Annotated in this window: 23 protein-coding genes; 12 read left to right on the top strand and 11 right to left on the bottom strand. The window is 71.3% G+C overall.

What is annotated here, in order from left to right; genetic code table 11:
- Positions 1–8 precede the first annotated feature (8 nt).
- Positions 9–1,133 carry an acyl-CoA dehydrogenase family protein gene (locus ABD296_RS11960; protein ID WP_344264979.1) on the bottom strand — a complete coding sequence of 375 codons (1,125 nt, stop codon included), beginning with the start codon at positions 1,131–1,133 and terminating at the stop codon, positions 9–11.
- Positions 1,134–1,449: 316 nt separating this feature from the next.
- On the opposite strand from ABD296_RS11960, the gene ABD296_RS11965 reads away from it, so the two are divergent.
- Complete coding sequence (locus ABD296_RS11965; RefSeq protein ID WP_344264982.1) at positions 1,450–1,737, top strand: Fe-S cluster assembly protein HesB; 288 nt, start codon at positions 1,450–1,452, stop codon at positions 1,735–1,737.
- Positions 1,738–1,746: 9 nt separating this feature from the next.
- Here ABD296_RS11965 and nadE read toward each other — a convergent pair whose 3' ends face one another.
- Positions 1,747–2,586 (bottom strand): ammonia-dependent NAD(+) synthetase, encoded by an 840-nt coding sequence (gene nadE / locus ABD296_RS11970; RefSeq protein ID WP_344264985.1) that lies wholly within the window; start codon positions 2,584–2,586, stop codon positions 1,747–1,749.
- A 166-nt stretch (positions 2,587–2,752) separates the two neighbouring features.
- Between nadE and ABD296_RS11975 the strand changes: the two genes are divergently transcribed.
- Complete coding sequence (locus ABD296_RS11975) at positions 2,753–3,133, top strand: effector-associated constant component EACC1 (RefSeq protein ID WP_344264988.1); 381 nt, start codon at positions 2,753–2,755, stop codon at positions 3,131–3,133.
- A complete protein-coding gene (locus ABD296_RS11980; RefSeq protein ID WP_344264991.1) occupies positions 3,088–4,668 on the top strand; it encodes a caspase family protein in 1,581 nt (526 codons plus the stop codon). Before ABD296_RS11975 ends, ABD296_RS11980 begins: the two co-directional genes overlap by 46 nt.
- An 84-nt stretch (positions 4,669–4,752) precedes the next feature.
- Here the strand turns inward: ABD296_RS11980 and ABD296_RS11985 are convergent, their stop codons facing one another.
- Positions 4,753–5,604, bottom strand: a complete 852-nt coding sequence (locus ABD296_RS11985) for a PhzF family phenazine biosynthesis protein (protein WP_344264994.1) — start codon at positions 5,602–5,604, stop codon at positions 4,753–4,755.
- A gap of 11 nt (positions 5,605–5,615) precedes the next feature.
- Positions 5,616–6,407: a hypothetical protein gene (locus ABD296_RS11990; RefSeq protein WP_344264997.1), complete on the bottom strand. Its 792-nt coding sequence runs from the start codon at positions 6,405–6,407 to the stop codon at positions 5,616–5,618.
- A gap of 194 nt (positions 6,408–6,601) precedes the next feature.
- Between ABD296_RS11990 and ABD296_RS11995 the strand changes: the two genes are divergently transcribed.
- The 3 genes from ABD296_RS11995 (at position 6,602) to ABD296_RS12005 (ending at position 8,883) form a co-directional block, all read left to right on the top strand.
- Positions 6,602–7,075: a hypothetical protein gene (locus tag ABD296_RS11995; RefSeq protein WP_344265000.1), complete on the top strand. Its 474-nt coding sequence runs from the start codon at positions 6,602–6,604 to the stop codon at positions 7,073–7,075.
- A gap of 101 nt (positions 7,076–7,176) precedes the next feature.
- A complete protein-coding gene (locus tag ABD296_RS12000; RefSeq protein WP_344265003.1) occupies positions 7,177–7,815 on the top strand; it encodes a hypothetical protein in 639 nt (212 codons plus the stop codon).
- Positions 7,816–8,058: 243 nt separating this feature from the next.
- The gene (locus ABD296_RS12005; RefSeq protein WP_344265005.1) at positions 8,059–8,883 is read left to right on the top strand and encodes a hypothetical protein; all 825 of its coding nucleotides are present in this window, start codon (positions 8,059–8,061) and stop codon (positions 8,881–8,883) included.
- A gap of 172 nt (positions 8,884–9,055) precedes the next feature.
- On the opposite strand, the gene ABD296_RS12010 is transcribed toward ABD296_RS12005, so the two are convergent.
- On the bottom strand, positions 9,056–9,343 hold the full coding sequence (locus ABD296_RS12010; protein ID WP_344265007.1) for a DUF397 domain-containing protein: 288 nt from the start codon (positions 9,341–9,343) through the stop codon (positions 9,056–9,058).
- Entirely contained in the window at positions 9,340–10,167 is an 828-nt protein-coding gene (locus tag ABD296_RS12015) for a helix-turn-helix domain-containing protein (protein ID WP_344265010.1), read from the bottom strand. The genes ABD296_RS12010 and ABD296_RS12015 overlap by 4 nt, the downstream gene beginning before the upstream one ends.
- 640 nt (positions 10,168–10,807) lie before the next feature.
- Here ABD296_RS12015 and ABD296_RS12020 point away from each other — a divergent pair.
- On the top strand, positions 10,808–11,134 hold the full coding sequence (locus tag ABD296_RS12020) for a hypothetical protein (RefSeq protein WP_344265013.1): 327 nt from the start codon (positions 10,808–10,810) through the stop codon (positions 11,132–11,134).
- 64 nt (positions 11,135–11,198) lie between these two features.
- On the opposite strand, the gene ABD296_RS12025 is transcribed toward ABD296_RS12020, so the two are convergent.
- Complete coding sequence (locus tag ABD296_RS12025) at positions 11,199–11,384, bottom strand: hypothetical protein (protein ID WP_344265015.1); 186 nt, start codon at positions 11,382–11,384, stop codon at positions 11,199–11,201.
- Between the two features lie 94 nt (positions 11,385–11,478).
- A complete protein-coding gene (locus tag ABD296_RS12030; RefSeq protein ID WP_344265017.1) occupies positions 11,479–12,927 on the bottom strand; it encodes an MFS transporter in 1,449 nt (482 codons plus the stop codon).
- A gap of 104 nt (positions 12,928–13,031) precedes the next feature.
- Between ABD296_RS12030 and ABD296_RS12035 the strand changes: the two genes are divergently transcribed.
- From ABD296_RS12035 to ABD296_RS12045, 3 genes are all read left to right on the top strand, one after another.
- Entirely contained in the window at positions 13,032–13,526 is a 495-nt protein-coding gene (locus tag ABD296_RS12035; RefSeq protein ID WP_344265020.1) for a winged helix-turn-helix transcriptional regulator, read from the top strand.
- A gap of 121 nt (positions 13,527–13,647) precedes the next feature.
- Positions 13,648–14,592: an aminoglycoside phosphotransferase family protein gene (locus ABD296_RS12040; protein WP_344265022.1), complete on the top strand. Its 945-nt coding sequence runs from the start codon at positions 13,648–13,650 to the stop codon at positions 14,590–14,592.
- A gap of 178 nt (positions 14,593–14,770) precedes the next feature.
- Positions 14,771–15,028, top strand: a complete 258-nt coding sequence (locus ABD296_RS12045) for a phosphotransferase (RefSeq protein WP_344265024.1) — start codon at positions 14,771–14,773, stop codon at positions 15,026–15,028.
- Positions 15,029–15,237: 209 nt separating this feature from the next.
- Here the strand turns inward: ABD296_RS12045 and ABD296_RS12050 are convergent, their stop codons facing one another.
- Both ABD296_RS12050 and ABD296_RS12055 read right to left on the bottom strand, forming a co-directional pair.
- The gene (locus tag ABD296_RS12050) at positions 15,238–16,728 is read right to left on the bottom strand and encodes an FAD-dependent oxidoreductase (RefSeq protein WP_344265027.1); all 1,491 of its coding nucleotides are present in this window, start codon (positions 16,726–16,728) and stop codon (positions 15,238–15,240) included.
- Between the two features lie 37 nt (positions 16,729–16,765).
- Positions 16,766–17,728: an AurF N-oxygenase family protein gene (locus tag ABD296_RS12055; protein WP_344265030.1), complete on the bottom strand. Its 963-nt coding sequence runs from the start codon at positions 17,726–17,728 to the stop codon at positions 16,766–16,768.
- A gap of 103 nt (positions 17,729–17,831) precedes the next feature.
- Here ABD296_RS12055 and ABD296_RS12060 point away from each other — a divergent pair, with 103 nt between their 5' ends.
- Entirely contained in the window at positions 17,832–18,458 is a 627-nt protein-coding gene (locus ABD296_RS12060; protein ID WP_344265033.1) for a TetR/AcrR family transcriptional regulator, read from the top strand.
- On the opposite strand, the gene ABD296_RS12065 is transcribed toward ABD296_RS12060, so the two are convergent.
- Entirely contained in the window at positions 18,377–19,420 is a 1,044-nt protein-coding gene (locus tag ABD296_RS12065; protein WP_344265036.1) for a LysR family transcriptional regulator, read from the bottom strand. The genes ABD296_RS12060 and ABD296_RS12065 overlap by 82 nt on opposite strands.
- Positions 19,421–19,537: 117 nt before the next feature.
- Here ABD296_RS12065 and ABD296_RS12070 point away from each other — a divergent pair, with 117 nt between their 5' ends.
- Positions 19,538–20,416 (top strand): NmrA family NAD(P)-binding protein, encoded by an 879-nt coding sequence (locus ABD296_RS12070; protein ID WP_344265039.1) that lies wholly within the window; start codon positions 19,538–19,540, stop codon positions 20,414–20,416.
- Positions 20,417–20,418 lie beyond the last annotated feature (2 nt).

Genomic DNA, 20,418 nt, shown 5'->3' on the forward strand with positions numbered 1-20,418 from the left:
CGTGCCCCCTAGAAGAGCGGCATGCCGAGGCTCGCCCGGGCCACGAAGTCGTGCAGTGCCTGCGTGGTCGGCGCCATCACCCGGGCCGCGAGCGCGTCGCGGAACAGCCGTTCGACGCCGAACTCCTTGCGGAACGCCGACCCGCCGCACAGCCGCATGGTCGCGTCCGCTACGTCGGACGCGGCTTCGGCGGCGACGGCCTTGACCTCCAGCACGCGCAGCGTCGCGTCGTCCCGGCCGCCGGCCAGCGCGTCGAGCGCGTCGAGCAGGAACGCCCGGACCTGGTCGGTGCGGATCCGCAGTTCGGCGAACTGCGCACGCTGCATCGGCTGGTCCGCCAGCGTCTGACCGAGGTGCTCCAGCCTCGTCCCGGTGAGATGTGCCGCTGCCCTGGCGGTGAGCGCCTCCATGAGCCCGAGCGAGAACGCCGCGTTCAAGATCAGGAAGTGCGGCAGCGCCGTCTGGAGGGCGATGTTCAGCCCTTCTCCGTCCGGGCCGAGCATGTCGTCGCGGTCGACGAGCACGCCGTCGGCCTTCACCGGGCTGGACGCGTTGCCGCGCAGCCCGAGGCCGTCGAACCCGCCGCGGACGCTCAGTCCCTCCCGGTCGCGCGGCACCAGCCAGAGCGTCATCGGCCCGTCCTCCGCGAGCGGACGGCTCGACCAGACATAGCTGTCGGCCTCGCCCGCCGAGGTGACAAAGCTCTTGTCGGCCTCCAGCCGGATGCGGCCCCGGCCCTCCGGCATCGCCGTGCCGAGCGGTGCCCAGAAGTGGCTGCGGGACCCGGCCTCCGAGAACGCGAGGGTGCTGAGGTGTGCGTCGGCGGCGACGGCCTCCCGGACGTCCTTGGGCCCATGGGTCTCGATCACCGCCGTGGCGGCGTAGTGCATGAGCAGGATCATCGCGCTCGACCCGCAGGCGCCCGCGAGCCTCTCGACCACGTGCGCGGCGGCGGCGAGCCCCTCGCCGCGTCCTCCCGCGTCCTCGGCGCTGATCAGGCCGAGTAGCCCGGCGGCGGAGAGAGCGTCGATGTTGGCGCGGCAGAAGGCCCCGCCGCGGTCCACCTCGTCCGCCCGCGGGGCGATGGATTCCTCGATGACGTCCTGAATGGCGCGTGCATAGTCGCAGGACAAGCGGCCCGCTCCTTTTCACGTTGAGTTCACGGAACGTCGGCGCAATGGCCGCGCTCGGCGAATGCGCCGGCGCGGGCCGTTCCGCCGGCCGCTATTCGAAGTCGTCGGGGCTGAGATCCTCGAGCCGGCCGCCGCGCCCCTCGCCCTCGATACCGCCGTCCGCCGTCGGCTCGCTCATGTTCTCCCCCGGTTGTCGCGGGTCAGGCTCTTCCCTTACCCGTGGCGCGCGTCACGGATTCGGTGCTCAGACCCTGGGGTAGACAAAATACGGCAGTCATGACCACCGGTTGGTTCAAGCGAGGCTCAGGAGTTCGTTGTGCTCATCGTCACGGGAACGGCCGCCAGCGCCATCTGCCACCTGTCCTGCGGACCGGACCTGCCCGACAGCGCGGGCATGCGCATAGCGCCGCTCGATGACGAAGCCTCTCTCCTCGCCGTGACGCCGGCGGAGCGTCCCGCCTCCACCGACGAGGTCGTCGAGGCGGAGGGGGCGCGGCTGTTCCTCGACTCCGCAGCCGCCGCCTACCTGCACGACAAGGTCCTCGACGTCCGCCTCGACGACCACGGTACGGTCTCGTTCCTCATCAACGCCCCGACGCGCTGAGCACGGGCCTCAGCGCCACCAGTCGTCGAGCGGCGTGACGGGGACGGTCCGCTTGTGCCGGGTCGCGCGGTACACCGACTCCACCTTCGCGGCCACCTCCGGCGCGACGTCGACGCCTTCGAGGTAGTCGTCGATCTCGGCGTACTTCAGGCCGAGCGCCACCTCGTCGGGCAGCGCGGGCCGGTCGTCCTCGAGGTCGGCGGTCGGCACCTTCTTCCAGACGCTCGGCGGCGCGCCCAGCTCCCGCAGCAGCGCCGCGCCCTGGCGCTTGGTCAGCCCGGTCAGCGGGGTGAGGTCGACGCCGCCGTCGCCGTACTTGGTGAAGAAGCCGGTCACCGCCTCCGCCGCGTGGTCGGTGCCCACCACCAGCAGGTTCAGCTGCCCGGCGATCGAGTACTGGATCACCATGCGTTCGCGGGCCTTGATGTTGCCGCGCACGAAGTCCCGCAGCCGGGGCTCGCCGTCCAGCAGCTCCCGCAGGCCCTCCGCCGCCTCGCCGGCGACGGCGTCCGCGCTCGGCTTGACGTTCACCGCGATCGACCGGTCGGGCCGGATGAACTCCAGCGCGACCCTCGCGTCCTCCTCGTCGGCCTGCACGCCGTAGGGCAGCCGCACCGCGACGAATGTGGCCTCGTGGCCCTCGGCGCGCAGCTCCTCGCACGCCAGCCGGCACAACCTGCCGGCGAGCGTGCTGTCCTGCCCGCCGCTGATCCCGAGCACGTACCCCTTGCCGGGGGTCGACCGCAGGTAGTCCTTCAGAAACCCGACCCGCCGCCGGATCTCGTCTCCCGGAACAATGGACGCCTTGACGCCGAGCTCGGCGATTATCTGCTCACGTAGGTTCGTCACCGGGACATTCTAGCCGAAACCAGCTCAATGTCCAAATGGCCCGGAATGCGATTATTACGCGCCGGTGTTCACCGGATCGATACACCGGACCGTGCACCGCGCCCCGCGGCGCCGCGTCCCAAGAAGGACCGACCACGATTTACGGCCGAACGATGAGACGGGGACGATGCCCGGAATCGCGATCACGGAAATAGGCGAGCAATACGCCGACGCCGCCCGGACCGATGAGATATGCCGCCGGCTGCGCCGGGAACTCCGCGAAAGGGGCGTGCCGCTCCTGCCGCTCACGGCGGCGCCCCCGCCGGGCGCGAAGTCGGGCGGTGCGGCCGCGATCGGCACGATCGCGACGGTGCTCGCGTCGAGCTCGGTGACCGCCGCCTTCGTCACCGGGGTGTTCACCTGGCTCGCCGCGCGCGAGGGCCGCACCATCAAGATCACCGTGGACGACCGCAGCCTCGAACTCTCCCATCCGACCCGCGAAGAGGAACACCGGCTGATCGAATGGCTGACGAGCGACCGCGGCACCGGCCCCGGCGAGCACTCCTGATCACCGCCGACCGGTACACCGACCCGAAACTGCACGGTCTCCGGTCGCCCGCACAGGACGCGGCGAGCCTTTCCGCGGTCCTTTCCGACCCGGCCGTCGGCGACTTCACCGTGTCCACGATGGAGAACCGGCCGGCGCACGAAATCATGGCCGCGCTGGAAGACCATTTCGCCGACGCGCGTTCCACCGACGTCCTCCTCGTCCATTTCTCGTGCCACGGCTGGAAGGACGAGAGCGGCCGGCTCTTCTTCGCCACGACGGCGACACGGCTGGACCGCCCGAACTCCACCGCCGTGCCCGCCTCCTATCTCAGCGAGCAGGTGGCGCAGTGCCCGTCACGGAACATCGTCGTGCTGCTCGACTGCTGCTACAGCGGGGCGTTCAGCCGCGGCCTGCTGCACCGGGGCGGCGGCGCGGTGGACCCCGCCGGAGGGCTCGGCGGGTCCGGCCGCGCGGTGATCTGCTCGTCGTCCGCGCTGGAGTACTCGTTCGAGGTGGCGGACGGGCGCCTGTCGCAGGTCCCCGCCGCGTCGGACGCGGCGCCGTCGTCCCTCTTCACCGGCGCCGTCGTCCGCGGGCTGCGGACGGGCGACGCCGACCTGAACGGGGACGGCCTCGTCTCCATCGACGAGCTCTACGAGTACGCCTACGAGGCGACCGTGGCGGCCACGCCGCACCAGAACCCGACCAAGTACCTGGACGTGCAGGGCGAACTGGTGATCGCCAGGAGCCCTCGCGGCCCGCGTCCGGCGAGCCTGCCGCCGGACCTGCTGTCGGCGGCCACGAGCCCGCTCGCGGACGTGCGGGGCGGCGCCGTCGAAGCGCTGCGGCGGCTCGCGCGGGCCGGTGACGCCCTCGGGCGGACGGCCTGCGAGCAGCTCGAGGCGATGACCGACGACGACAGCCGCGACGTCTCGTCCCGTGCCCGAGCCGCGCTCCGGGACGTCGACCTGCATCTCGGCGGGAGCACCGGACCCCGACCGGCGGGCAACGCTCCCGGCGGCGCGCCAGGTGGCGCGGCCCCTGCCTCGGGCACGTGGCCGCCCTTCGCGCCGGCACCGCACGCCGCCCCGCCGCCTGCGGCGATGCCGCCGCCTCGCGGGTCGGCCCCGGAGCCAGGCCGGCCTCCTGGGCTCGGCCTGTTCGCGGCCTGCTACTTCATGCCCTTCTTCAGCAGCCTTTTCCTGCTGCTCGTCCGCGACAGGGAGGCGAGGTACCACGCGTGGCAGTGCGCGCTCATCGACGCCTTCGACGCGGCGTTCATGATCGGCGGCGTGATCGTCGGCGCCGTCTACTCCGGCGTCCGGTACGGCAGCGATCCCGTGCCCCAGAACGATCCCGGCCTCAACGGGTTCATGGTGGCGTTCCTGCTCCTGCCGCTCGTCCTGCGGCTCTACTGCCTGGCGTCGCTCGCGCGCAGGCGGAGACCGCGGATCACGGGGCTGGGGCGCGTCGCTGAAAGCTTCGCCTACCGCGGAAGGTTCGCTCAGCACCACGATGAGGTCGGCGTCGCGCACCGCGCCGAGGCGGCGTGAACCTGCTCAGCATGGTGTCGTATCCGCGCGGCAGGACCGCGATGTCCCGTCGACGGTGGCGACCACTCGTAGCCTCACACCCGTTTACGCCTGCGGGAGGACGGTGGTCCGCTCGATCGTGGCGGTGCCGCCGACGCGGACCACCGGGCCGGACGGGCCCTGCCGGGTGGTGGCGGTGATGGTGGACGGGGCGCCGAGGGCGTCGCCCATGTCGACGCTGATGCCGGTGATGCCCCGTCCGGCCAGGTGGGCGGCGAGGCATGCGGTGCTGTTGGCGTTCGCGATGTCCTCGGGGACGCCGATGGACGGGGCGAACAGGCGGGCGGCGAGGCTGCCCTCGCCGGTCGGCGGGGTGTGGACGTAGGCGCCGAGGAGGCCGAGTTCGTCGCAGGCGGCGCGGAGCCGGTCCTGGTCGGGGGCGAGGGCGGTCAGGGCGGAGCGGGTGGTGACGGGGACGAGCATCCGGGGCCGTCCGACCGACGCGACGCGGAGGCCGGAGCCGAGGGCGCCGGGTGCGATGCCGAGCGCGGGGAGGACGAGGGCGCGTTCGCGCGCCGTGGGCTCGCGCAGGTCCACGGGTCCGGGGTCGAACTCGGCCGTGAGGCCGGAGGCGTTCCGGACGCAGTGGCCGGTGAAGGTCCGCCGGGAAGTGCGCAGGACGGCCCGGTGGTCGTCGCCACCGGCGCGTTCGGCGAGGACGGCCAAGGCGGCGACCGTCCCGTGGCCGCAGGCCGGCAGTTCGCCCTCGGTGGTGAAGAACCGCACCGGGACGGCGGGCCCGTCGTTCTCCGGGGAGACGAACACGGCGTGCGAGGTGCCCATCAGCGCGGGGACGGCGCGGCGTTCGGCGTCGCTGAAGGGCCCGTCGTCCAGGACGGCGGTGGGGCTGCCGCCCCGGCCGTCCCGCCGGCACGCGTCCACGATCGTGACGGGCACGCCGCGCCCGCTCACAGGCCGGGCCGGTCGATGTACCGGGCGAGCCATGCCGGCACGCTCGGCCGGGGATAAGCTTCCAGGTCGTTGCGGTAATGCTCGGGCGCCAGCAGTCGGTCGTAGGGGAACGGGCCGTCGCCGTAGTCGTAGTTCGCCGTCGTCTCACCGCGGTTGGTGACGGTGAGCAGCAGCCGCCACCAGGGCCCGGCCGGCATCATCGCCACGATCCCCCGCTGCTCGCGGACCAGCGCGGCCACCGACTCCGGCACCGGGACGACGACCGACCGGTGGTAGGACGAGAAGCGCAGGTGGGCGATTTCAGCGGAGACCGTGAAGGCGAACTCCGCCCACAGCCACTCCCATTCGGGCGGCCCGAGAAGAGCCAGTTGCTGGACGATCGGCTCGATCAGCATCGACGCCTCGGCGGCGACCACGTCGATATCGTCGCCCGCCAAAGGATCATGGGGCATCGGACCGACGATCCTCATGCCGCCATCGGACGATCGGGCGGCGCGTTCCCGCGCGGTGAACCGTTCTTCGGCCTGTTGCGGGGGAATGGACGACGAGACCTCCTCGATGCGGCCGGAGTCGCCCACCAGGAACACCGACCGCCCGACCGGCATGTCCAGGAAGGCCATCGGGTCGGTCTCGTCGACGTCCACCGGCGCGTACACGCTCCAGCCGGCCTCGAACCGATCCGCCGCCAATCCCTCCGTGGGGTAGTCCAGGCCGCGCGACCGGATCCACTCCGCCACCAAGGAAATCGCCTGCGCCGCGTCCATCCCGCCCGACCTCCCACGTGCCACCCAGGGCACCCTACGTGCTGCCCCGGAGCCCCCGACAGCCGCACTCGCCCGGGTAGCGGGAGCGGCGAACCTCACAGCGCGTCCATCTACCGTCCGCGCCCGCGAACGACCACCCTGAACCGATGCAGGTTCGCTTCGCCGAGGACCACATCTCTTTCCTGAGCTACGGCTTTCGCGGTGCCATGGTCCATCCCATGGGAATGCTCACGCCCGCCATGATCCGTGACGCCGACTGGAAGGCCATCAGACCCGAGATCCGGACCGCGCGCGGCGAAACCCTCTTCCTTCCGCACGACCAGAAAGCCGATCTAGAAGCGTTCTGCCACCGCCACGGGATCGCCGGAGTGTCCCGCCCCGACACATGGGGTGATCTGCTCGAACCATTCCTCGACACCCGGATCGACGCCGACCAGGAACGCGCCACCATCGACCGGCTGCACGGAGCCGGATTCGCTCAAGAGGCGATCACCGGCATCCGGCGGCGGCTCGCCCCGATCATGCTCGCCTACAATTTCGGCGCCATGGTCTGGGAATGGATCCATCTCGGCCTCTTCGACCTCCTCACCGCCGCCAACGCCTCCGTCATCGACCCCGCCCTGCAAGCCGAACTCGGCGACCCCGCGGCCTTCTACGAGTGGACGATGGCGATCGCCGAACACCACCGCTGACCGCAGAGACGCCGAAGGCGCGCTCCGAGCAGCACTCCAGTGCAGGTCAGAGAGGACATACCGGCCGCTGCCGGCCGCGCGTGGACCGTTACACTCCCGCCGTGAATCTCACGAAGGACCGGCTCGCGTTGTTCGCGTCCGGCGGCGCCGTGCTGGCGCTTTTCACAGGCTGCCTGGCCAGCAGGGGCGACGACTCGCCGAGCGAGGACGTGGGCGCGGTGACGACACCCACAGCGACGCCCGGCTCTCCTAAGCCCGGCCCGACCTCGGATGCCCTCAGCTACACGGTGACGTCTGTGAAGGGAAAGAAGTCGAGCAGCCGCAACTGCGTGGTCGCGCGCGTGAAGGTGACCAATGGCGGCACCACCTCGGTCGGGTTCGGCGAGTACACGCGATTCCCCTCCCCGTTCGACCTGATGGACGCCCAGGGGCACAAGATCCGCTCGATCAAGCGGACCCTGACCATCAACTGGGGCGTCCTCCCCGGTCAGGGGGACACCGGCAGCGTGAGTCTCTGCGCGGCCGGCATCGCGAGCGGCAGCAGAGTGGTTCTGCTGCAAGGCAAGAAGAAGTGGACGGTCGGGATCCCGAAGCCAAAGCCGAAGCCGAAACCCAAGCCCAGGGTGGAGCCCCGGCGAGCCCCGTCGAAGTCAGGCGGCGGTAACGGCGGCGGCGCCTATCCGGGTTACAACGGGCCGCGCTGCTACGCGCCCGGCGGCAAGACCTGGCACCCATGCTGACCACCACCCCCACCCCCTGCCCCCGCCGGACTCGTTGAGTTGCGGCGAGTCGTCGTTATGGCGGACCGCATAACGACGACTCGCCGCAACTCAACGGGAAGGACACGGGTGGGGGGCGGTCTGATCACAAGGTCGGCGGGCGGAGTTGGGTGCGGCTATGACTGGTCCGTGAGGACCCCCCGTGATGTTCCATATACACTACGTAATCGCCCATTTCGCTTCGCGGAGGCACGCGAGGCGGGCGTGACCGAAAGGGAACTGCGATCGGCGCAGTACCGGCATGTACTGCACGACGTGTACGTGCCGGCGAGCTTGGACGATTGCGTCCGCGTCCGCTGCGACGCCGCGTCGCTGGTGCTTCCGCCGACCGCGGTGTTCTGTGGAGTGACGGCCGCCCGCCTGTACGGCGTCCCGGTGCCGGACACGGACGCGCGGGTTCATGCCGCAGTGCCCGCCACCGCGTCGACCGTGCCACGGATCAGGGAGCTGAAGGTCCACAGCTACACCATCACAGCGGAGCACTTGCGCAACCTGCACGGACGCCGCGTCATCAGCCCCGAGCGGCTGTTCCTCGAACTGGCGGCGTCCGTACGCCGCATCGACCTGATCATCGCCGGCGACCACATGCTGCGGCACCGGCTCTGCACGAGGGAGCGGCTCAACAAGTTCCTGCAGGACTGCTACCGGCGCCGCGGGGTCAGGAAGGCCAGGTTCGCGATGCCGCACCTGGAGCCGCGCAGCGATTCCCCCGCGGAGACAAGGCTGCGGATGCTCATCGTCGACGCGAACCTTCCGCGCCCCGTCGCCAACCAGGACGTCTTCAACGACTGGGGTGTGTGGCTGGCGCGTCCCGACCTCTCCTACCCCGCAGTGAAGATAGCCATCGAGTACGAGGGCCTTCACCACCAGCAGGACCACGGTCAGTACAGCCACGACATCGAACGTGACGGCCGCCTGATCGACGACGGCTGGATCGTCATCCGTGTCAACAAGGACGGGCTCTTCCGCAGCCCCCGCATCGTGGTGAACCGCGTTCGGAAAGCCCTCGCCCAACAACGCCGACGTTGACCCCCACGACCAGCCCCGTCGGCGACCCCACGTTGAGTTGCGGCGAGTCGTCGTTATGGGACGCCTCGTAACGACGACTCGCCGCAACTCAACGAAGCGCGGGGTGGGTGGAGATGCGGAGAGCCCCGGTCGTCGGGACGACGGCCGGGGCTCTCGGTTGGTCTGGGGCGGGTCAGGTCAGGTCGAGGTGTCCGGCCTTGGCTCGGCTCGCGAACGCGGACCAGGCGGACGCTCCGAACACCAGCTTCGGCCCGTCCGGGTCCTTCGAGTCCCGCACCGCCACCGCCGACGCCAGGTCCGCCACCTCGACACACGCCCCACCGGTGTTGTCGCTGTTCCGGCTTTTACGCCACTGAAGGGAAGCAGGGTTCACGAATGCAACCTCCACGCACTCTGCGCCAGATGAGTCGCTGTGACTGCTCTTACGCCAGCGGACAGTCGAGAGGGCCAGCGTGCTCATAGGCTCTCCAGGATCGCCTGGAGCAACTCCAGGGACTCATCGGCAGACTTCGCCGCACCTCTGATCAAATCGAACTGTAGCCCATATGTTCTGACAGCGTCGACGTGATCGATCAACTGTGCACCCAGGTAGCCACCGACATGAACTATGTCGGAATCATAGGCAAAGCTCAGGACCATGAAGGCACCAGGAAGGCCAGCGTACGAGCCCCTGTCGCTTGGGACGATTTGCAGCATGATGTGGTGTCGCTGCGCCATGTCGATGAGGTGTTGTATCTGCCCTCTCATCACATCGACATTCCCGATGGGACGCCGGATGGCAGCCTCATCAAGAACGACAACCAAGTGCGGCGGATTCTCACGCTCGAGAACCGACTGCCGCTCCATTCGGGTTGCGACCAACTGCTTGGCCTGCTCGGACGTCCTGCCTTCTATGAGTACCTCGTAGGCGTACTCGGGGGTTTGGAGGAGGCCGGTGATGACCATCGTTTCGAAGATGTGCATCACCTCGGCCTCGCGCTCTCGTTCGATGAAGTCGGGGAAGCCGGGCGGGAGGACGGCGAGGCGGCCGAAGCGCTGCATCCACTCCCAGATGCGGTGGAAGGCGCCGTTGGTGCCGAAGCAGGTGTCGCAGTCCTTGGCGAAGTCCTCGGAGGGTCCGTTCTGGCCTGACTCGACCTGCCCGATCCGTTGCGGGGTGTATCCGAGCTTTTCGGCGAGTTCGGGGCGGGAGAGGCCGGCCGCTTCGCGATAGGCCCGCAACTCGGTGCCGAAGTATTCGGTCGGGGACGAGGGGACGCCGGGGTCGCGGGGGCGGCGAGGCATGGCACGCTCCAAGATCCGAAAAGGCGGCGATTTTCCAACCGTCCGCCGGGGGTTTTCTGGCTTTGGGCTTCTCGCCCTTCCCGACCATAACCCGATCACAGCAAGATGGGGAGCGGTTACGGAGAGAAATCGGAGCAGAAAGTCAGGCGATCATGGATACGCCCGTCGACCCCGCCGACCAGGCGTTGGCCCGGCTGCGCGCGGACTATCAGGGACACCGGATCTGGCGTGCGACACGCCATGACGGCCTACTAGGCGACTGGGTGGCGACGCTACACGACCCTAGGGCGGGCCTATACCCGACCGTTGTTCGCAGCAGTGCGGAGGAACTTCGCAAGGCGTTGGACACCGAACGCATGCGCGCGGCCAACAGAACGGCGTCCGAGCCCAGTGAGGCGGTGCAATGGTAATGGCGTCGGACGAAATCGAGCCCGGCAATGGCGCCGCTCCCGATTCACACATAACGGACGCGCTTGACCGTCTCGCTAGGGAACTCGTCCTTGAGGGTTGGACGGCCATACCTACCTACAAGGGAGCGCAGCCGACTCTCCACGTCTTCGATCGGGACGTGCCGCACCTTGGGGAGAGCATCGCACTCGCGCCTGGAGCCGAGGCCGGCACGTGGTGGTACCGCTCCAGCATGGGCGAGGACCTGGCCCCGCACACCAAGCCCTCCCAGGCCGCGGAGAAGATCGCCCGGATTCTCGTCCCGTACGTGACGGCCATCCAGGCCGCCCGGACGCATCACCAGCACCCCCGGAGTGGTCTACGCCCGCCGATGCGGCTGGATCACGCGGCGATCATCACCGAGCTGCAGCAGCGCTTCCCGGACGTCGTCTGCTGGTGGGGCGCCTACACGGGCGAGTGGTGGGCGCTGCTTCCCGGCGGCACCCGATGGCGCCTGGTCAGCGCGTCCGACCCGGGCGACCTCGTCCAGATCATCGCCGAGGCGCGGTCCCGCCGGTGAACGAGTCGCCGCGCGGCCGGGAGAGCCCCCCGTACTCCCGGCCGCGCGGTTCGGAGGGAGGGGGTCAGCGGCCGCGGCGGATGCGGGAGGCCTCCAGGTGGATGCGCTCCTCGGTCGCGAGAAGATCGGCCTCGGCCTTCTCGGTGCGCATCTGCGCGCGCATCTCGCGGAAGCTCGGCGTGCGGCGCCGCTCGGCGGCCCTGGTCCGGCGTCCCGCCCGGGCGCGTGAGAACCGCTGCAAGAGGCTCATGTCCGTCACTCCTCATCGCCATCGGCCCGGCTCGGGCGCCGGGCCGTTGTCCCGCGACAACAGATGCCCCGTTCATCCCACTTCATTCTTCGGCTCAGGCGGCGGGCGTCGCGGACGTGGCGGACTCGGCCGGGGCCGTCGCGTCCGGCGGCGTGCCGTTCCGCCCGGCGCGCGTGCGGAGGCCCGACGCGATGACGGCCGCGCCGAGCGCCGCCGCCGCGACGGGGACGATCAGCGCCGCGCGCAGGCCGCCCAGTCCCCCGCCCGCGGCGACGTCGACGGCGGTCACGGCCGACAGCCCGAGCGCCGCGCCGAACTGCATGGAGGTGTACAGCAGTCCGCCCGCCAGGCCGTGCTCGTCCTCGGCGACGCCGTCGGTGGCGGCCATGGTCAGCGGCCCGTACGCCAGGGAGAAGGACAGGCCGAGCAGGCACAGCGCCGGGAGCATGGCGGCGTAGGTCCAGTCCATCCCGACGGGCAGGAACAGCGCGTACGCGACCGCCGCGAGCACGATGCCGGCGAACAGCACGCGAGTGTTGCCGAACCGGTTCACCAGGCGCGGCGTGAGGACGGGGGCGAGGACCGTGTCCGTCCCGATGACCAGCATGGCCAGGCCGGTCTGCATCGTGCTCCAGCCGCGCAGTTCCTGGAAGTACAGGGTGGCCAGGAACTGGAAGCCCGCGAACGCGGCCAGGAACAGCAGCGCGGCCGCGTTCACCCGGACGAGCGGGGCCGTCCGCAGGATGCCCGGGCGCACCAGCGGGAACGGGGAGCGGCGCTCGACGCGGGTGAACAGCCGCAGCAGCACCAGTGCGGCGGCGAACACGCCGGCGGTCAGGAAGGGCCCGTCGCCGGCGCGCTCCAGCCGGACGACCCCGTACACCAGCAGCAGCATCGCTCCGGTCAGGGTGAACGCCCCCGCCAGGTCGAAGCCGTCCGAGGTGCGCTCGCCGCCCGCGTCGCGGACGAGGACGAGCGCCGCCACCAGGATCAGCGCCGAGACGACGACCGGGGCGAAGAACACCCAGCGCCAGCCGATCGAGGTGAGCGCGCCGCCCGCGACGACGCCCAGCGAGAAGCCGCCCGCCGCCGTCCCCGCGTACACGCCGAGGGCCCTGGTGCGCGCCGGCCCCTCCGGGAAGGCGGACGTGACCAGCGCCAGCCCGGCGGGCGCCATGAACGCGGCCGCGACCCCCGTGACGAACCGGGCGAGCAGCAGCGTCCAGCCTTCGGTGGCGAGGCCGCCGAGCCCGGAGAAGACCAGGAAGACCGCCAGCCACAGCACGAACATCCGGCGGTGGCCCAGCAGGTCGGCGGCGCGCCCGCCCAGCAGCATGAACCCGCCGTAGCCCAGCACGTAGGCGCTGACGACGCCGCTGAGCATCCCGGTGGACAGCCCGAGGTCGGCCCGGATCGACGGGAGCGCCACGTTCAGCATCGCCACGTCGATCCCCTCCAGGAAGATCGCGCCGCACAGCACCAGGAGCACGCCCCATGAGCGGCCCGTCAGGCGCCCGCCGGATCCGGTGACGGAATTGGACATCGGTGCTCGACCCCCTCGTCGGGAACCGCGTCCCAGGGCGGTTCCCCGAGTGCCCGCCGGTTCCCTCTTGTTACCGGCAGAATCCTCGGGCACCATCGGTGACCATGGAAGACGGCACTCTCAAGTCCCTCGGTTACTGCGCGGATACCGGCGTCGACGACGACGTTCTCCAGTGGGACCAGCGCGCGGACTGCGAGGTACGGCAGATCCTCGACCGCATCGCCGACAAGTGGTCGCTCCTGGTGATCGCACTGCTGGACAAGCGGAGCCTGCGCTTTACCGAACTGCGGCGCGCGATCGACGGGGTCAGCCAGCGGATGCTGACCCGCACGCTGCGGCATCTGGAGCGCGACGGGCTGGTGAGCCGGACGGTCCACCCGACGGTCCCGCCCCGGGTGGACTACGCGCTGACGCCGATGGGCGCGACCCTGCACAGCACCATCCGCGCCCTGGTCGGCTGGACGGAGGAGCACCAGAACGCCATCGCGGCGGTGACCGCCGCCTACGACCGGCGCGTGGCCGCCGAGCAGGAGGCCGCCGAACGCGAAGCGGCCGAACGCGACGCCATCGCCCGCGCCGTCCTGCCGGCCCGGGGCTGACCGCGTTCACCGCGGCGGCCGTTACGCTCGGGGCATGCGTTGACCCCTGCCCGGAAGCCGGGCGCCGCCGCCGACTCCTTCGTGCCGATCGACATCCGAATCCACGAAGGAGACCTTCACCATGAGCACGTCGATCCGCATCGACGTCCCCGAGGCGCTGGCTGCCTCGCACGCCAAGCACGGCAGTGCGTCCGGCCGTGCCTGGATCGCGGCGCTGCCCGGCCTGGCCGCCGATTTCCTGGACCGCTGGGCGCTGCGGCCGGACGGTCCCGGATGGCACGGCTTGGCTTCGCTCGTCCTGCCGGTGACCCGGGCGGACGGCACGCGGGCCGCCCTCAAGCTCCAGCCGGTCACCGACGAGCACGCCAGCGAGCCCGTCGGCCTGCGCGTGTGGAACGGCGACGGGGCGGTCCGCCTCCTCGACCACGACCCCGGCACCGGAACGATGCTCCTGGAGCGCCTCGACGGGGCCCGGCCGCTGTCGTCGGTGGCCGACGACAGCACGGCCCTGGAGATCCTGGCCGGGCTGCTGGTGCGCCTGGTCGCGGTGCCCGCGCCGGACGGCCTGCGCCGCCTCGCCGACATCGCCGCCGCCATACTCGGCGCGGTGCCGCACGCCGTGCCCGCGCTGGCGGACCCCGCCGATCGGCGCCTGGTGCGGACCTGCGCGTCCGCCGTGGCCGAGCTGATCGGCGAGCCCGGCGACCGGCTGCTGCACTGGGACCTGCACTACGACAACGTCCTCGCCGCAGAGCGGGAGCCCTGGCTGGCCATCGATCCCAAGCCCCTCGCCGGCGATCCCGGCTTCGACCTGCTGCCCGCACTGGACAACCGGTGGGAGGAGCTCGTGGCGGCCGGTGACGTCCCCCGCGCGGTGCTCCGCCGCTTCGACCTGCTGACCGAGGCCCTCGGCCTGGACCGGCGGCGGGCGGCCGGGTGGACGCTCGGCCGCGTCCTGCAGAACGCGTTGTGGGACGTCGAAGACGGCGAAACGGCGCTGGACCCGGTCCAGGTCACCATCGCCACCACCCTCCTGCACCACCGGATGTTGGAAAGGAGGGCGTGATGCGGTTCATCGACACGCCGCTGACCGCCGCCGTGCGGCGCGCGATCCACGACGTCTGGGGACAGCCCGCCGACGGCGAACCGATGCGACTGTACGGCGGAGAGGAGTCGGCGGCGTACCGGCTCGGCGACGTCGTCGTGCGCGTCGGTCCCGCCGGCCGCACGAACGCCGAGACCGAGTGGTGTCACGGGATCGCCGCGCATGCCGCCGCCGGCCTGCCGGAGGTGGTCGCCCCGTTGCGCGCACGCCCTCGTTCCTGGAGACCGGGCTGTACGGGGAGCGCCCGCACGGCGTCCCCGCGCTGGCCGATCTGGAGCTGGACCGCCGGCTCGCCGCCTTCCACCGCCGGAACCGCGTGCGCCACCCCCTGCACGGGGACTTCTACACCGGCAACACCCTGGCCCGGGACGGCCGGCTGGTGGCGGTCCTGGACTGAGACGAGGCCGTCGTCGGAGCGCCCGAGCTGGAAGTGGCGTCCGCCGCCTACTTCGAGCACGCCCGGCGGCGGGGCGCGGTGCACGACGGGGACGACCTCGCCTACCACGAGCGCCGCGTCAAGACCTTCTTCACCCTCCGGCCGTAACGCCAACCGGCCGGGAGCACGACCCGCGGACGTCCTTTCCGTACTTTCGGCCGGTTCGAGGCTCAGACGAGGGTGGTGCGGGGTGCGGACAGGCGGCCCGCGGCGTAGTCGTCCACCACGTGGCGGACGGTCTCCATGGCGTCCTGCTTGTTCGTGCCGATGAAGCCCGTCGGGCCGCGCTTGATCCAGCCGGTCGCGTACACGCCGGGCAGGACGGCGCCGTCCGGTTCGGTGAGGACGCGGCCGCCCGCGTTCGGCATGACGGCGCGGGCCTCGTCGAACGGGACGCCGGGGACGGCGGTGCCGCGGTACCCGATCGAGCTGAGCACCAGGCCGGCGTCGAGCGTCTCGCGCTCGCCCGTCGGCTCGACACGATCGCCGGAGCCGGGGACGTAGGCGTTGCGGGCCAGCTCGACGCCTTCCACTCGGTCGCCGCCGGTGATGGCGAGCGGCGACGCCAGATACCGCAGGACGATCCGCCTCCCCTCGCCCGAGGCGGGTCGTCCGGCCAGCTCGCGCAGCAGCCGGATCTTCTGTGAGGTCGTGGGGTCGGCGGCGCCGCTCTCCAGGTCCAGGTCGGCGGAGTCGAGCACGAGGTCGATGCCCGGCGTCTGCATGAGCCCGACGAGTTCCGGCACCGTGAACGCCGAGTGGGCGATGCCGCGCCGGGCGACGATCACGACCTCCTCGACCCGGCTGTGCCGCAGCGCCTCCAGGGCGTAGGGGGCGATGCTGGTGCCCGCCAGCCGCTCGGGATCGGCGGTCAGGATGCGGGCGACGTCGAGCGCGACGTTGCCGTTGCCGACGATGACGGCGCGCTCGTGCGATAGGTCGAAGCGGCGGTCGGTGAAGTCCGGGTGGCCGTTGTACCAGGCGACGAACTCGGTGGCGGTCGCGGCGCCGGGCAGGTCGCGGCCCGGGACGTCGAGGCGCCGGTCCGCGGACGCGCCGACCGCGTAGACCACCGCGTGATGCCGGTCGAGGAGCTGCTGGTGCGTCACGTCCCGGCCGACCTGCGTGCCGTAGACGATCCGCAGCCCGTCCTGCGCCACGATCCGGTCGAACAGCTCGCTGACCTGGCGGGTCTTCACGTGGTCGGGGGCGACGCCGGTGCGCGCCAGCCCGTACGGGGCGGACAGCCGCTCGTACATCGTGACCCGCGCGCCCGGGACGGTGAGCAGCTCGTCCGCCGCGTACATCGCGGCCGGTCCCGTCCCGACGATCGCCACGTCCAGCGGCTCGCGCCCCTGCGGCACGGTCAGCGGCGGGACGTGCGGCGCCAGCAGCGGCCGCGGCCGGCCGTCCGCGTAGAACGCCGCGTTGATCGGCACGAACGGCTCCTGCGACTCCGCCAGCCGGTCGTGCGGGACGATCGCGTCCACCGGGCACGCGCTCACGCAGGCGCCGCAGTCGACGCAGGCGACCGGGTCGATGTAGAGCATGTCGGACGTGAGGAAGTCCGGCTCGTCCGGGGTGGGATGGATGCAGTTCACCGGGCAGGCGTAGACGCAGGACGCGTCGCCGCAGCAGGACTGCGTGACCACGTGGGGCATGGCGGGGGTGTTTCCTTAACGGGTCAGGCGGCGCGGCTCAGGCGGCGTGCGCCTGGCGGTGCGGTTCGCCGCGGTAGCGGGACGGCTTGCCGTCGATGCCGCAGGCCTTCCAGACCTTCCGGGCGGCGGGGTTCATCAGGCCGAGCTCCTCGGCGAGCATCCGCACGTCGCCGAAGTAGCCGCGCAGGATCGCCTTGGACTCCTCGCTCTGCCAGAACGCCTCGCGCATCACCTTGCGCGGGATGTCGAACTCCTTGGCGAACTGCCGCGGCGGCGCCATGATCGCGCCGGCGAGCCAGCGCATGACCAGCGGGTAGGCGATCGAGGTGACGCCCTTGCCGACCCTGTTCTGCCGCGCCACGTGCTCGTTGAGGAACCGGTGCGCGAAGGAGATGTGCCGCGCCTCCTCGGCGATGTGGATCTCCATGGTGCGCAGCAGCGCGGGCGGGCGCGCGGCGCCGTCCCGGATGACGTCCTTCTGGAAGTGGTCGATGGGCTCCTCGCCGGCGAGGATGCCGATGAAGAACAGCACCGGGGCGTAGGCGGCCAGATGCCAGAGCGAGGAGGTCGCCCGGTAGGGCGCCTTCATGCCCGGGGCGTCCACGCCGGTGCGGTTGACCAGCTCCTGGAACATCTGGATGTGGTTGCACTCCTCCGACATCTCGTGGAGGCAGTACCGGAACTCCGGGGAGCCGTTCGGCAGCTTCATCGCGTACTGCATCATCCCGCGGATCAGGATGCTCTCGAAGCTCAGCCCGACCTTCTGCATGTTGGCGGTGCGCCACAGCCCGATCGCGATCTTCTTCTCGTCCGGCTGGGCCTTGTACCAGGGGTGCGCGCCGAGCGGGTCGCAGTCGGGCAGCATCCAGCGCGGGTCGGAGGCGTCGATTTCGAACTCCGGGGAGTCCCAGTCGATGTCGAGATAGGGGTCGAACCGGCGGTGGACGGACCCGTTGGAGAGGGTCCGCAGGAACTCGCGGTACTCGGTCACCTGTGCCATCGGGGACCTCCTAGATCGTTTACACTTCCTATATGAACTGTAAACAGTGACCGCTTACCGGGTCAATGGGCCCCGGCTGTGGGACCCGTCATAGAATCGGCGCATGCCGATGCAGGACGGGGACATCCACGCCCGCATCCTCGACGCCGCCGCCGCGTGCCTGACCGAGGGCGGGTTCAGCTCCAACCGGATGCTGTCGGCGATCGCGCGCCGCGCCGGGGTGTCGCGGCCGACGCTGTACAAGTACGGCGGCACCCTCGACGAGATCAAGGAAGCGCTGATCGAGCGCGAGCTCACCGCCTACCTCGCCGAGGCCGTGCCGATCATCGACGCCGCGCGCTGGGACGCCGACTACGTCTCGGACCTGCTGGCCTTCCTCATCGGCCGGGCCCGCGCGCACCCGCTGCTGTCGGCCGCCGTCCGGGACGTCCCCGACATGGTGCTGCCGTGGTTCACGGTCCAGGCCGACATCACCGTCGCCCGGGTCACCGCCCTCGCCGCGCCGGTCGTCCAGGACAAGATTGACCGGGGCGAGCTGCCGCCGGTCGACGTGCGGGTCCTCATCGACGTGCTGACCCGCATCGTGCTGTCGCTGGTCTTCGTGAACAGCGCCGGCGTCGACGCCGACGACCCGGCGGACCTCCGCCGCTACCTGCGCACCGTCACCGGGTTCGTCTCGCTCCTGGCCAAGCCCGGCGAGGGCGCCGCCCCGGCCGCGTCCGCCCACTGACCGGTACCCACGGGCTGCGTTATGTCCAGCGGCTGTGCGCTGAGCACGGGCTGCGCGGCGGCCGCGACGGCGGTGGCCGCCCGGACGAACGCGGCGACGGCCGGTGAGCGGCAGTCCTGCGGCCAGGCGATGGAGAACTCCGCCGGCGGGAGGTCGACGACGGGCCGGTAGGCGATGCCGGGACGCGCGTGCCGCCGCGCGATCGACACCGGCACGAACCAGATGACGCCGCCCACCTCCACCAGGCTGAACAGCTCCGTCAGATCCCGGACGGGCCGCCGGCTCCCGGCGAACGATTCGCGCTCGGCGGGCGGCCGCGGCCCGCCGTCCCCGCGTGCCGGGTCGGGCGCGAGGCCGCCCAATTCGGCGGGCCTCCCGTCGGGCAGGAACCGGCCGGCGAAGTCGGACAGGGACAGCGAGGAGCGGGCCGCCAGCGGATCGGACGCGGCCAGCCCGACGAGCCGGGGCTCGGTCAGCAGCGGCTCGACGTCCAGGCCGCGGTCGTCGGTCAGCTCGGGGACGACCGCGACGTCCGCGCGGCCGTCGCGCAGCGCGGCCTCCTGGTCGCCCCGTCCGCCCAGCACCAGTTCCACGGGGATCGCCTCCTCCTCGTCCCGGTAGGCGGCGAGGAACTGAGGCAGCAGCCCGGCGTCGAAGTCGGCCTTGAGCGCGAGCCGCAGCTCGGGGGCGGGCCGTCCGGCGTTGCGGGTCCGCCGGGCGGCGGCGGTGATCGCGTCCAGCGCGGTACGGGCGTCGCGGAGCAGCACCTCCCCGGCGGCGGTCAGCCCGACCTGGCGGGTGGTGCGTTCGAACAGGTGCACGCCCAGACCGCGTTCCAGTTCGCGGATCGCGCGGGACAGCGGCGGCTGCGCCATGCCCAGCCGCTCGGCGGCCCGCCGGAAGCTCAGCTCCTCGGCGACGGCCACGAAGTACCTGAGCTGCCGCGACTCCAGGTCATTCATATCACCAGGGTATCAATGCGGACCCGATCGATCCTTCAGCTTCGCGGCAGCGGTGGCTTGACTGGTCGGTACCGGCGCCGTTCCGGCGCCCGCACTTTCACCGCTCTGGAGACATCAATGATCGTCATCACCACGCCCACCGGCAGGATCGGCCGGCGGGTCGTCGACGGCGTGCTCGCCGCCGGTGCGCCGGCCCGCGTGATCGTCCGCGACGCGTCCCGGCTGCCCGCCGAGGTGCGCGACCGGGTCGAGGTGGTCGAGGGGTCGCACGGCGACCCCGACGTCGTGACCAAGGCGTTCGCCGGCGCCGACACCGTCTTCTGGCTCGCACCGCCGGACCATCAGGCCGCGAGCCTGGACGACATCTACTCCCGCTTCGCCGGGCCGGCCTGCGAGGCGTTCGAGAGCCAGGGCGTCCAGCGGGTCGTCGGCGTCTCCGCCTTGGGCCGCGGCGTGCACCCCGTCGCGGGCCACGTGACGGCGACCCTGGCGATGGACGACCTCATCGCGGGCACCGGCGTGCACTACCGGGCGCTGACGCTGCCGACCTTCATGGACAACATGCTCGGCCAGGTGGACAGCATCAAGAACGAGGGCGTGTTCTTCTCGGCGCTCTCCGGGGACCGCAAGCTGCCGACGTGCGCCTGCCGCGACATCTCCGACGCCGCCGTGAAGCTGCTGCTCGACCCGTCGTGGACGGGGCGCGGCGACGTCCCGGTGCTCGGCCCGGAGGACCTGTCGAACGACGACATGGCGCGGATCATGTCCGAGGTCCTCGGGCGGCCGGTCCGCCACCAGCGGATCTCCGTCGAGGCGTTCAAGGAGAGCATGCTCGCGCGCGGGGTGTCCGAGGCGAACGCCCAGGGGCTGGTCGAAATGGTGGTGGCCAAGGAGAACGGCCTCGACGACGCCGAGCCGCGCACCCCCGAGGCCGCCTCGCCCACCACCTTCCGCGCATGGTGCGAGGAGGAGCTGAAGCCGGCCGTCCTCGGCTGACC

The organism is Actinomadura napierensis (assembly GCF_039529375.1).
Taxonomy (GTDB): Bacteria; Actinomycetota; Actinomycetes; order Streptosporangiales; family Streptosporangiaceae; genus Spirillospora; species Spirillospora napierensis.